The 12,676-nt window shown below is 59.4% G+C and carries 10 protein-coding genes and 3 pseudogenes; 8 read left to right on the forward strand and 5 right to left on the reverse strand.

Going from position 1 to position 12,676, the window contains the following annotated elements:
- Positions 1-530, forward strand: a pseudogene (locus AWB74_RS41910) (hypothetical protein); the annotation flags it as partial.
- Positions 527-1,345: an IS21-like element helper ATPase IstB gene (gene istB, locus AWB74_RS41915; RefSeq protein ID WP_061152416.1), complete on the forward strand. Its 819-nt coding sequence runs from the start codon at positions 527-529 to the stop codon at positions 1,343-1,345. The pseudogene AWB74_RS41910 and the gene istB, both read left to right, overlap by 4 nt.
- Before the next feature lie 71 nt (positions 1,346-1,416).
- Here the strand turns inward: istB and AWB74_RS41920 are convergent.
- A pseudogene (locus AWB74_RS41920) lies at positions 1,417-1,764 on the reverse strand (site-specific integrase); the annotation flags it as partial.
- A 454-nt stretch (positions 1,765-2,218) separates the two neighbouring features.
- Between AWB74_RS41920 and AWB74_RS41925 the strand changes: the two are divergent.
- Positions 2,219-2,428 (forward strand): hypothetical protein, encoded by a 210-nt coding sequence (locus AWB74_RS41925; protein ID WP_061152417.1) that lies wholly within the window; start codon positions 2,219-2,221, stop codon positions 2,426-2,428.
- 364 nt (positions 2,429-2,792) lie between these two features.
- On the opposite strand, the gene AWB74_RS41930 is transcribed toward AWB74_RS41925, so the two are convergent.
- Genes AWB74_RS41930 through AWB74_RS48900 form a run of 3 tightly spaced genes read right to left on the reverse strand, consistent with a single transcriptional unit; the run spans position 2,793 to position 4,403 of the window.
- On the reverse strand, positions 2,793-3,599 hold the full coding sequence (locus tag AWB74_RS41930) for an HNH endonuclease (RefSeq protein WP_061152418.1): 807 nt from the start codon (positions 3,597-3,599) through the stop codon (positions 2,793-2,795).
- Positions 3,592-4,119, reverse strand: a complete 528-nt coding sequence (locus AWB74_RS47085; protein WP_200822112.1) for a hypothetical protein — start codon at positions 4,117-4,119, stop codon at positions 3,592-3,594. The genes AWB74_RS41930 and AWB74_RS47085 overlap by 8 nt, the downstream gene beginning before the upstream one ends.
- Positions 4,119-4,403, reverse strand: a complete 285-nt coding sequence (locus AWB74_RS48900; RefSeq protein ID WP_407642546.1) for a DUF5939 domain-containing protein — start codon at positions 4,401-4,403, stop codon at positions 4,119-4,121. The genes AWB74_RS47085 and AWB74_RS48900 overlap by 1 nt, the downstream gene beginning before the upstream one ends.
- A gap of 531 nt (positions 4,404-4,934) precedes the next feature.
- Here AWB74_RS48900 and AWB74_RS41940 point away from each other — a divergent pair.
- From AWB74_RS41940 to AWB74_RS48905, 5 genes and pseudogenes are all read left to right on the forward strand, one after another.
- Complete coding sequence (locus AWB74_RS41940; protein WP_061152424.1) at positions 4,935-5,201, forward strand: hypothetical protein; 267 nt, start codon at positions 4,935-4,937, stop codon at positions 5,199-5,201.
- Between the two features lie 1,472 nt (positions 5,202-6,673).
- Complete coding sequence (locus tag AWB74_RS41950) at positions 6,674-7,240, forward strand: DsrE family protein (protein ID WP_061152419.1); 567 nt, start codon at positions 6,674-6,676, stop codon at positions 7,238-7,240.
- 24 nt (positions 7,241-7,264) lie between these two features.
- A complete protein-coding gene (locus tag AWB74_RS41955) occupies positions 7,265-7,501 on the forward strand; it encodes a hypothetical protein (protein ID WP_061152420.1) in 237 nt (78 codons plus the stop codon).
- Positions 7,502-8,124: 623 nt separating this feature from the next.
- Positions 8,125-9,906, forward strand: coding sequence for a winged helix-turn-helix domain-containing tetratricopeptide repeat protein (locus AWB74_RS41960; protein ID WP_087039526.1), 1,782 nt, complete (start codon positions 8,125-8,127; stop codon positions 9,904-9,906).
- 965 nt (positions 9,907-10,871) lie between these two features.
- A pseudogene (locus tag AWB74_RS48905) lies at positions 10,872-11,054 on the forward strand (FG-GAP repeat domain-containing protein); the annotation flags it as partial.
- Positions 11,055-11,650: 596 nt separating this feature from the next.
- On the opposite strand, the gene AWB74_RS41970 reads toward AWB74_RS48905, so the two are convergent.
- Positions 11,651-12,229, reverse strand: a complete 579-nt coding sequence (locus tag AWB74_RS41970) for a cysteine hydrolase family protein (RefSeq protein ID WP_087039528.1) — start codon at positions 12,227-12,229, stop codon at positions 11,651-11,653.
- Positions 12,230-12,676 lie beyond the last annotated feature (447 nt).

The following is a 12,676-nucleotide window of genomic DNA, read 5'->3' on the forward strand; positions in this document are numbered from 1 at the left end:
GCAGCTTTCGGTTTGCGTGGCATACATGCTCCTTTTCGCACATGTTATGCCTTGAACACGAAATTTATGACAGGCTCATCTATGGTGACCGGCTCGACTGCTATCTGTCGGGCGCGCTGGTGCACAGTACGCCGCGAGGCTCCCGTGCAGCCGACAACCGCCACGCGCTGGACTATCGTCACTTCATCGATTCTCTCAAGCGCAAGCCGCAGGCGTTCAGGGGGTTTGCGTTTCGCGACGCGCTGTTTCCCCGTGAAGCCTACCGACGGACCTGGGAGAAGCTCGAGACGCAACTGACGCAACGCCAGGCATGCAAGACGATCGTAGGGCTGCTCGAACTCGCAGGACATCACGGCGTTGAGGCGTTGCTGGCCGAGCGGCTCGACGCCTTGCTCGAAGCAGGCGAACTGCCCGATCTGAAGCAGTTGCGCGATGAATTCGCGCCGCGTCAGGCCCGATGTCCCGAGGTGGTAGTCGAAATGCCGCCCGTCGCGGTCTATGACGAGCTTCTCGACAAGGTGGCAGCATGAACGCCCCTGCCCATGACAACGGCCGTCTGGCCCTGATGTTGAACGAGTTACGTCTGCCGACCATCGGCAGGTTATGGCCCGAGTTCGTTGAGCGCTCTGATAAGGAAGGCTGGCCGGCTACGCGATTGCTTGGGGCGCTGCTTGAGCACGAACTGGCCGAACGTGCCAAACGACGCATCGAGCGGCATCGTACCGAGTCACATCTTGATCCGACCAAGACGCTGGCCACCTTCGACTTCAGCATGGTGCCAATGGTCTCGAAAGCGCATGTCACGGCACTGGCGACCGGAGATTCGTGGCTGGAGAAAGGTGCCACGATTCTCCTGTTCGGGCCCCCCGGTGGCGGCAAAAGTCATTTAGGTTCAGCCATCGGACACGCTTTAATCGAAGCCGGCTATCGAGTGCTGTTCACACGCACGAGCGAGCTCGTCCAGAAGCTCCAGGCTGCGCGTCAGAGCCTGCAACTTCCATCCGCGCTCACGAAGTTTGATCGGTTTGATCTCATCATCCTGGACGACCTGTCGTACGCGCGTAAGGATCAGGCCGAAACCAGTGTGCTGTTCGAACTGATCGCCGAGAGGTATGAGCGTAAAAGTCTTCTCATAACGGCCAACCAGCCATTCTCGGGATGGAATGACGTGTTCCCCGACCCCGGCATGACGGTCGCAGCCATTGATCGGCTCGTCCATCACTCGACGATCTTCGAACTGAATGTTGAAAGCTATCGCCGTCGAAAGGCCAGCGACAAACAGAGCGCGCGCCGGCGACAATTACCCGACGACAATTACGATGGAGAAGCGACAACTATGAATTAGCCAGCGACAATTACACCCGTCGACCGGCCAGAATAGTTGTCGCTGACCGGCCGTGCCGCTTGACGCTGTCTACGCCGCACCTCTTCGGGGCTAAGCACCACCGGGAGCTTGCGAGGCACGCGTACCGGCTGCATCCGGGCCATCAGTTTAGGCTGGCCGAGCGTAACGTCGAAGAAGAACTTCAGCCCGCTGATCGCCGAATTGAGCGCTACCGGCGAGGTGCCGTGATCGACCAGATGCAGTTGGTAATTCCGAAGGTCCTCGACGGTAGCAGTATCGGGTGAACGCCCGAGAAACCTGGCAAACTGGCGTACGGCACGCAGATACCCGGACTGGGTCTTGGGTGCGAACTTGCGCATGCGCATGTCATCAACCATGCGCCGGCGCAACGGGCTGACGCCCGGATCGGATGAGGTCATGATGGGGCTCCTGCTGGAGAACGAGGCGGATTGCCTCAGTCACCAACATAACCACCGGCGCCACTCACCTGTCATTCCCTGCCAGAGACGGGCCGGAGCCCCATACCGCGCGAGCGGTTTAGTCCCATCGGCCTTTGCGGACATTGAAGCCGTTTCCGTTCAATGTCGGCAGCCTGGCCGACTGCTGACCTTGGTGGCGTCGCGCGGTAGGACTGCAACTGCCTGAATCAGTGAACTCACACTCACGACCCTCATCGGCCATTCGGCCCGATGCGAGCGCTACGGCAGGTTGCAAACTGGAACGGCCATTCGCGCACCCGTCTCGACCGGTTGAAACCCGGCCCGGACCATTTTTTAATTCGGCTATTCGCGCGTTCACCATTGAAAGCGCAATTTTGCAATCATCGTTACCAGGTTCAAAATCAAGTCACCTCACGAGGAACAGGCGACTCCCATGACAGACGATCCCGATCTCGATCCTGATTCCGATCCTGACAAGCTGAAAGGCCCCGGCGGCATGACGTTGCGGCAGATCCACGTGCAGGTGCAGAAGAGCGTTGAGCGCGACCGCGAAGCGCAGGCTACGCACCGCTCATTCGCTCCGCCGCAGAACCCGTGGCAGCGGTGGGTGCGCTATGTATGGGCCCGCAGCGGACGTCGCTAGCCACGGTTTATAAGGGATGCGCCGGTCGCCGGCAGGCTTCTCAGGAATGGAGCCGTATCGCCAAGCAGCGCCATTTCGCTCCTGCCAACCCGAAATTTGAACGTCCGTAGCTTAGCATGTTGCAAACCCCTGGTCGTCAACCCATGCGGTTGGCCGCGAATGCCCGTTCGGGAGCAAGCGTGAATAGCGGGCCTGGCCAGCCGCTGCGGGTCGGTGACCGGCGGCTCGCGACCCCACTCCGGTCTTACGCCGCTCTACTAATACGACGGCTGCTTACAACGCACTGCGGCCATTCATACCGTTTTTCGAGTGCCTTTCGCCGGGCAATCTCTCCGACGCAACGCGATGGCCGAAGCCCGCGATTTTAGACCGTTGCCTGACGCGCCGCATCCCTTAACGCGCTCCAAGACCGTGTTCTTTCGAAAATCGTATCCCGATGGATCTTGAGGTGTCGGCATTGTTCCGCGTTGAAGCCGCCAACGTCCAGCACCTCCGGCAGACCCCATGCGCGCAGGACCCCGCGGTCTTGGAAGCGGGAAATCAATAGGGTCCCATCATCCTTGAAAGAGATTCTGCCCTTGTCGAACAGATGGTCAACGTGAGGCGCCAGAAACAGGCCGTTATTGCCGTCCCAGTGCTCATCGCCCTCGCACATCGTCCAAGGCTTGATGTGACTCGCAATCAGATGCGCAGCGTCTTCGATACCCGTGACGCGACAACGTTGCTCGATGAGTAGCAGGTTCGTGCGATAGCGCCCCTGCCCAATTCGCGCCTTCTGAATCGCTTCACGGTCCTTTGGGGAGAACTGGCTTCTCTCTATAGCCTGGACCTTGGCAGCTGCGGCTTCTTCACGCACGAGTTCAGCCTGAAGCGCCCACTTGGGGCTGCGCTCGCGCAACTCATACAGAAAATCATCATCCGATCCGCGTTTCGCGCCACGCTCCTGAAGTGTGAATCGTACGAATCCCGTCTTGCCATAGACTTCGGAGCTTGAGCAGTTGACGGTTGTATCCCATTCAACGCTGATACGTTTAACGATCTCGGACGATTGCGGATACGGCCCAGAGTCGGCTGTGCAGCGCGCAAGACTCGGTTTTTTCAACACAACGCCAAGTGCAAGGATCCCCACCCCGTCCTCATAGGCAAAGATCGGATCGCCTGCCTCACTCATCCCTAACACGCGATCGTGAGTGTCGTCCTCCTCGGGCGTAAAGTAGGCGGCATTGGCAGGCAGCGGTCGAACCCTTGAGATCCGTGAAGACAAATGTCACTTGCCGAATCCCAAGCCCCTCCTTCTCGTCAACGCGTTCCGAGCGGAACAGGCGCCGGAAGGTCTGTCGTGCAACCAGCGCCCCTCCGGAGAGATAGGGTTCGAATTCGAGCGGCGGCTTGATGGTCTGGGCGATGACCTCGGGAGGCCAATTGATCAAGAGCAGCGACCCGCGCGTGCTCCCGGTATTCCTCACTTGGATGATGACGGGTCCGGGTGGCACAACGGAGAGCGCTGTGGCAAACCGTTGTCCGTCATATTCGACCTGCAACAGCGTCGGCGACGTCGCGGCCTCGCCAGCGACCGGAACCATCAGAGCGGCTTGTGTCTCGACATTCACGCCCGACAATGCACCGGGGCCAAGGGCCGTCTGCAGGGTCGTCGTCGAACCTGGCGGCAGGAACGTGAGGCCGCGCACCATCACCCGCAAGAAGTCGAGAAACCGGACTTGTGGCCGGCAAGTCGACCGTCACCGTTGAATCGTAGTTTCCAATGGAAGTCCTCAACCGAAAGAGAGTCGGGATCGTGGAACGTGAGCCTCTGAAGTTCGGGCGATATTGAAAACGTGACCTCGATGAAGTCGCCCAGGTCCGTGTCGCCCGTAACGTCGCATAGCCCACACGCATAGTTAGTCGTGAGCGTGCGCAACGATCCGAAGCTCTGGAGGACCATTCCCGACTGCGGACAAAGAACGTCCCAGTTCATCTCGAACAATCCGTGTCGCGCCGCATGAAGAAAGACAACCAGAGCGAGCAGCGCACTATTTCAGATCAGTCAAATAGACTGAAGTCCCGAAAAGCGGCGCTATCGGATGCCTGACGCTTCGTGCGCGTGGTGTTCCGCGGTCTGGAACCCATGCAATCACGGACGCCCCCTCCCTGCGAGGTGTGTCAACTGGCGGACCGTCGCTAAACTCGCTTTGACGGGTGGAGAGATACGACTCCAGACCTCAACCACTTGGCTGCCAACCCGCTGCCCGAAAGCGGCACCGACTCGGTCATAGCCTTTTCGAGCCTTGAGTCGTGCATCCTGGGTGCGGCGCCGATATGGCACTCGCCGCTGTTCGCGACCGTGCAGCGCCGCGACACGACGCTCACAATCCACGACACCACCTCCCGGTTGCCAACCATCTGCCCGAAAGCGGCGCCGACTCGGTCGCACGCAGTACAATTCAAACACCGTGTTATACGCGCAGCGCTCATAGAACAGTTCGCCATTCCAAAATCGGACGCGCAGATGCAAATCGACACCACTGACTGGTTCCCCCAAGCCCAATATTCACCGGCCCGCGATGGCTGGTACGAAGTCCAGCTCGCCAGCGGCGATACCGCGTTCGCCAGATTTGCCGAGGGAAACTGGACGGAGCAGCCCGTACTGGTATTCACGCATTGGCGCGGCTTGAGCAAGGATCCAGGCATTTCGCCGGACACCGAGCACATGGACGCGGAGAGCGCCGCCGCGCAAGGGGTGCGCGCAGCGTGGAACGCGTTCTTTCCGGGCTAGAAGAGCCGTCCAAGGAATGAACCTGCGACGCATGTCTGCTGTTAAGTGAGCGTCGCCAGGCGAAAAGGATATGCGTTGACGCATCCCAGCAGCGACAGACTTCCTAGGAACGGCAAACAAGCCACGCGAACGACTTGCTGAACGGGACATGTCCGCGTTATGCCGCGTGCAAAGATCTTCAGGCGCTCTTTGGAGGGTGACAATGCCCGCCAGGGGAAGTGGTCGGGCGACATCGGCGACTATCGAAGCGACGAGGATGCCGTCGAGGCTGCTCAGCGATGGGCGATTCAATGGTGCGACGAGCAGAAAGACTAACCACGTCATCCGTTCCGTCGTCCACGTCCCCGATCCTGCGCCATCGCTCATCGCTTCTGATAAGTTCATTTTCGGCGCGGCTGGGTTCGGCGCGTCAGGGTCGTCGCGCCTGGCTTTTGTGTCCGCGGGCACGCCGGACGACGCGACCAGCGGAGATACCTTCGCGCCCTCGTAGGTATGCTGCACGGGAATCTCGCCGCTCTGTCGAAAGGCTTGCGACCTTAGCGCGCGTGAGGGTCGCAGCGCGCTCCTCGGCAGCAAAACGTTTGGTAGCGGGGCTTTTCGCCGTGCGATGCGGCGACATCCTCTTCGCCCTAAAGAGACTGTCGCAAAAGGGTACACAGCCGACCGTGACGGTTTTTCTCGCCCTGACAGTTCAAGCACTTATTAAGCCCAATTGCTTGGAGTTGTACCTTTTGCGACAGTCTCTGAGGGACGGGGCTTGTCGCGCACCTGGTCAATGTTTGTGTCGGTGCAGCCAACCCATATGATGCGAATCAAGCCACTGGCTTATACCCTCTTCTGGATGCTCGCGCCTGTAACGTTGCGCCACCATGAACGCGGCGACCAACAAGACCGCCAAGCCAACAACGAAGTAGATCATAGACTGGGTCATGGCAGGCTCCATATTGGGTCGCGACCATGCTTCTATTCTAGGTCAGCGCCTACCGAAGTGGCCTGCGACGAGCGCACGCGTCCCCAGATCGAACGAGAGCTTGCCCGGGCCGAAGCGACGTTCGAATGACCGCGCGACGCGCCGGCCGGTGCGGATGTCTGCCGCGCGGTGCGCTCGCTGACATCCGGCGCTTTCAGCTACGAACTCGACGACGATTTCCCTCCCGCTTGTCAGTCTCGTTCTACTGACCGCGAGGCGGAAGTTCAACTTTCGGCCAGTTTTCGGCATTCGTTCGGCAGACGATCGTGGCTCACCACGCCCCGCGGCCTAGGCTGGTCTTGCCAACGAGCCTCGCGCACCGCTTCAAATATTCGCAGCAGTCCAGCAACTAAGCGATTGCCGATTAACACGGAACACGCGCGTCGCCCGAAGGATTTGGCCTCGAAAGCGCCAACCCGTCGGCGCCCGGATACTACATCGTCGAGCGCGCGCTCGTATCTGAACGTACGGCCGATCGTGAAAATCTATTCAAGGAACGGAAATGAAGATCCTAAAAGGTTTCGCAGCCGCCACGCTGGTCGGCGCCATGGCTATGTCGGCCGCGACGCTGGCGCAAGAAAAGGCACCAGACGGTTACTGGTTGACACCGACAATCGCGAACTATGGTCGCGTGCACTTGCTTCCCGATGCCGCGTTCATGCCTCAGCCTGATCGCACATACAAGATCGTGTTCTCGCTTACTCAGGCAGCGAAGACGCCTGACGTGGTCGATCCAGGCCTCGACCGCGTTGCACGCACCGTTAATCTCTATGTGGCAGCCGGCGTGCCCTTGTCACGTCTGAATTTCGTCGCAGTGGCCTCCGGCCCGGCGACCGCGCTAGTGCTCGACGATGAACACTACCGCGCCGCGTACGGCGTTGCCAACCCGAACCTCCCGCTGATCGCTGCGCTGAAAAAAGCGGGCGTAACAGTTGCCGTGTGCGGGCAGGCAGTGGCCGAGCGTCATTTCGACTTCGCCTGGGTCGCGCCCGACGTCATCTTGGCGCTGTCCGCTCTGACGACCGTCACGACGCTGGAAACGCAAGGCTACGTGCTTATGCCGCTTTGATTTTTGTCGTCCGGAGAATCAGCCATGTTTCCCTTCATTGCGAGGCTGCTTTCGTTCAGGAACGGCTCGGAGGCTGTCCGAGACGAACGCCGCACCCCGGCGCTATGGGTGGTGCGGTTCAGGTCCGGCGAGTACATCTTCGTTGAAGCCAACACATCAATCGAAGCGCGCGACGGTGATGAGGTGCGCAAGCGTCAGGAATACGACGCGAGCCGGTTCGCCGTTACCAGGGTTGAGGCGCATCGAGCTGCCGCTTCTTAGCGTTCTATGGGTCCCTTACGAAATGCGGAGTCGCTGCATTTTCGGAAGATTTTCAGCGTTCATTCGGCCAATGGTCATGTGTCGCGACGCTTCCAAGCCCATCTTGTTCCGTGCCAGCTACTCGTGGAGAACATGATGTCCGTGAACCACCACTTTGCGCAGAACCGCGATCCCGCAACAGTTCTGGCGCTGTCGGACCTCCTTTTTCGCGTTCTCCTGGGAGCACAGCGGATGCCGTTTGAGCCAACGGGACCGGTGGCGTTCGGCACGTTTGTCCTCTTTATTGGAATTTTCGCCCTTGTGTGGTTGCTGACTGTTCGGCGAGCGCGAATAGCAAAGGAACTGCGCCAGTCATGCCGGATACGTGCGGCCGAGATGCCGACGGCGACCGACGATTTCTCTAATCAAACGACGCTGGCGTCTGATAAGCGCAAAACTTCGTGCGGGACGTCAGCCTCCCGATCGCGGCGAAGCCCGTTCCACGGTGCGCTCGTTCCATCGACAGTTGCCCGCAAGTGCAGGCGGCGACGAAGAGCAATCTTGTGTGCCGACCGTCGGGCGGCGACCTAATATTTAAAGGCACATAGCAGCCAGCGGGGCGCCGGGTCGTGCGACGATGAAAAATGGATGCCGAGATTTCCGCGAACGTGCCAACGATGCCGACCATCGACAGGGCGCCGGCGGTCCGCGTATTGCGTTATCCGGGATTCGAGGTCGACACCTGTAGGGGCGAATTGCGCATCGATGGGCGGGCGGTACCGCTCCGCCCCAAGACGTTTGCTCTGTTGGTGTACCTTGCGAAACATCCTGGTCGTCTCCTGGCAAGAGACGAAATCATCGAGGCAGTGTGGCGTGACGTCATCGTGACCGATGATTCATTAGTCCAGTGCGTCAGCGAACTGCGCGTGGCACTGGGAGATCAACGCCAGAAGGTGATCCGGACGGTACCTCGTCGCGGTTACATTCTCGAGCTTGCACCCTTGGAATCGACGGCGCCTGCCGAAGCGGGCACAAGCGAACCATGCTCGGTTGCACTGCCGGCATCCACGCCATCGCCGTCTGCATCTCCGGTCGGCATCAACCGACGATGGTTTTTAGTGGTGCTAGCAAGCAGTTTGACAGCCGTTGCAGGTGGCGGCATCTGGGCCTGGCGGGGCGCGCGTGAAGCGACAGCGCGACGTCGCATCAATCATATCGCGGCGATCCGTCGAACAATGGCTGTTCTGCCGTTTGAAAATCTAGGTGGCGACGCGTCTCAAGCTTACTTTGCCGACGGCATTACGACCGACGTGATCGCCGACTTGTCACGCTTGCCGGACACCTTAGTAATCGCTCAAGGGGCAACTGACAGGTATCGCGACACTGAATTCGACGTGCGCCGCGTGGGGCAGGAACTTCAGGCCCCCTTCGTCGTGACGGGAGGTGTCTGGCGCTCCGGCGGAGAAGTGCAGATTACTGTTCGCCTGGTGTCTGCAGAATCAGGCGCAGTGTTGTGGGCCGACACGCTCGTGTACCCAAACGAGAGTCAATGGAGCTGGCGACGCGACGTCGGACCGCGCATCGCGTCTGCCCTCGACCTCCGCACAAAAGACGTAATCGGCGGCTGGGGAACAGAGGGCGTCGAGCCGCAGGAGGCAATCGAGCACACGATGCGTGGCTTCTCAGCCCTGCGGCGGGCTATGACCCGGCCAGAGTTTGAGAGCGCCCTTCGCGAGTTTCGTAAAGCACTGACAATGGCTCCGAAGTCAGCTTCGGCGTGGGCTGGAATGAGTATCGCCCTATCGGACGCGATTTTTTACGGACAGGTGCCTTACCCTCGGGATCAGCTTCGCGAAGCTAAAGACGCGGCTGACAGAGCGCTCGCCTTGGATGCGGACAATCCGTACTCCCATGTCGCTCAAGGCAAAGTGTTATCCCTACTGGGACAACTGGAGGCCGCCCAAGATGCCCTTGAGACCTGCCTGAGCCTCAATCCGAGTTTTGTGTACGCCTATGTTCGCATCGGATTGATTCGAGTCGAACTCGGACACGCCGAAGAAGCGCAGAAGTATGTCGATATTGCTCTTCGTCTGGGCCCCAATGATCGATACAGGGCGGCGTCGGCACATCTGGTCGCGGGAATCGCGCAATTCCATCTTGGAAACGACAATCAAGCCTATTCGGAACTGGAGAAGATGGTTACGGCAAATCCCAGGGCGGGGTTTGCATATCTGTGGATGGCCGCCATCGACGCACTGCACGGACGCGATGAGAAAGCGCATGAGAATCTAGAAAGGTATGAACAGCTCATCCAGATTCACTCGGTTAGCGGTTTGAAGGTCATCGATCATTCAAAAAACCCGGTATATCTCGCGCAGCGCGAGCGCTTTTACGGAGGCCTGCGCAAGGCGGGCCTACCGGAATGAGGACCGACCGGAATGAGGATTCACTCAAAACGAACGGTCGGTTACGTGAAATCGGGTTTCACTTCAGTAGTTGGCGGCACTATAACTGAATCGTCGCTCGACTCAGGACTGCTGACCTGCAATCCAAGGGGAGGGGCCAGATCGGACGCTTACTCCGTTCAGGCCTACGGTGACAACGAAAGACAGGCGAAATAACGGCAACGACTATCGCAGGAGGACTCATGGGACTCGCGCTCAGGGAGTACATGTGGAAGTCTCTGGGGCTCGCCGCTTTATGTACTGTGTTCTCTTTAAGTAGCGGCGAAGAGCTCACTTTGTCTGCCACTTACCTGACCAGTCCTCGCGTCGCCAGCACATCTTACGAGAACGCGAAAGCGCTCAACATTGGACCACAGAAGCTGCCTTATCCGTCGGCGAGGATTACCGCTCGCGCTTTCGGGGATTTCTTCCAGCGGGGGGCTTTCGACCTTTTCGTCGCGACGACAACCTTCGATCCCGCCGTGCAGCCAGAGCGTGCGGCCAGAGGAGCGTTCGAGTTCTGGAGACGTATGCAGGACAACACATTCGTCCGCGACTCCTCCATCCTTCTCGATGACGGCGGATGTGTCTATCCCACGAAGGCTGTCGTGGCGGACTTCAATCGTGATGGGAAACCAGATATTTTCGTAGCCTGCCGCGGTCTCGGCACGACGGCTTTCGTCGGCGAAAGGTCGGCTATTCTTCTGAGCCAGCACGACGGTACTTACAAGACTAGTTTCCTGGACATCGAGGGTGCCTTCGTGTCGGCGGCGGCTGCCGACCTCACTGGCACGGGTCGTATCGACGTCGTCGCTGTCGATGGAAACGCGACCACCTATTCAAGGACAGCCGGCGTCTCCGCGGATGAATTTCCTATTGACTCCACTACTGCTACCGTCATCCTGGTCAACGACGGACAGGGCCGATTTGTGCCGCGCCCTTCGTTAATGACGCAGGTCATTACTGATTTCACCGATGTGGAAGCGCTCGACCTCAACGGAGACGGCCGACCGGACATTGTGCTGTTGGGCGCCGACGGCGGATATGGCCAACCTTCCATCGTGATGCTCAACGACGGAACAGGATCTTTCGCCAACGTGAAACCAGTCGTTCTGCCTCGCGCCAGTATTGCGAATCCCGCGCCTCAAGATCTCGTCTTTGTTGGCAACGCGCTTTATGTCTCGCGTACCGACGCGTCTGCGCACGGGAAACGCACGATTCAACGGATCGGGTGGCCCGGTCTGGATTCGACATTGATCGACGACAAAGAGGTACACAGTGCCTTGCCTGATGCAGGCTGGATGGTCCCCGTCGAACGAGAAGGAAAAACGAAACTCTCGATAGACTGCGTGCCCTCCGCTGCCGGCTTGGATCTGCGGTGATGATTGCTCAAGCGCCTGTTTTGTCCCTCGGGCGAGAATCAGCCAGTTCCGCATCACCAACGTCAACTGTTCGCGGGCGAAACCGCCACTCGAGCGGCAACGCGATGTAGTTAGCAGCGACGGTAATGGGCGCCTCTGCCAGATCCGGTCGGCCGCTTCAAGTCGGCGCCGACCAGTCCTGTTCGCAAGGTCGCCGGTCGTAAGGAGTTGGTCACACTGGCCGCCAACGCGACTCGCGTCCGCACATAGGCACTTCAATATATTCGGGCAGACTGCGACGTAGGAATAACTCACGTCGCCCCTAGGCATCGCGCTGAAAAATCTTGCAGACGAAGAATCGCCTACTACGGAAACCTGATCATGCTAGAGCGAGTTAGCGTAACGTTTCTGCTGACACCGGCTGGCGCATTGGCGAGAATCCACACGGTCGAAAGCTCACCGAACGGGTCTTTGCTCGATATGCCATCGGTCGGGACCACTACCTTGAAGCCCCGCAGCGCCGCCTCACTTGCGGTGTACAACACTGCGCCGTGTGCCATCGTGCCCGTAACGATCACGGTTTGAATGCCCCGGGTCTTCAGAGCCGTTTCGAGATCGGTGTTGAAGAACTTGTCCACCCCGGATTGCACGACCTTCTCGTCGCCGCTGGCCGCGATAGACGGCGGCACCGCCGCCACTGTGCCCGTGCTTGTGAGGCTGTAGATGATCATCAAATTCGCCTCGCGCGACTTATTCAACAAGTTGGCGACATACGGCAGTGAAGCCATGCAGGTGGGGCGTTCCTTGCTGTTGCAAGTACCGGTGTCGAAATCAAGCAGCAACAGCGCGGTGTGACCGGGATCGGTAATCTCGAAGGCCTTCACATCCGGAGGCGGAGGCATCCGGATTGACTGCCAGGACGCAATGATGTCGCCTTGTGCCATCCCGCTGACAGATAAGGCAAGCAGCACTGTGCACAACATTCTTCGAACGTTACACATAAGCTCTCCGATATGGCCTGCGTGTGGTCGCTCACCTACGGCGCGTTGGCTGCAGGGTGTGCGCCAGCCATGCAAACGATTCTACTCGCCGAACGCATCGAACCTAGTGGGTCGAGCCGGCCGCGTAAAAAGTGAATGCTATGCCGTCTGCTGAAATCAATGTGAGGCGCCACCGCGGCGCGAACTTAGCACCGATCCTCTCCGGCCGTTGGATGTGTGGCCCGCTGCGCCCGGATCGAATGGCCGGTCGCGGGCGCGCAGCCGCCGTCTTAATGTCTGAGGACGCTCCCGGCGAATGTCGCATCGTGGCCGAAGGACTAAACCGCTCGCGCGGTAGGGGCTACGGTCCGACGCTGGTGGTCAGTGAGAGGCCGGTCACCCGGCTTTATG

The organism is Caballeronia arvi (assembly GCF_001544695.2).
Classification (GTDB): Bacteria; Pseudomonadota; Gammaproteobacteria; order Burkholderiales; family Burkholderiaceae; genus Caballeronia; species Caballeronia arvi.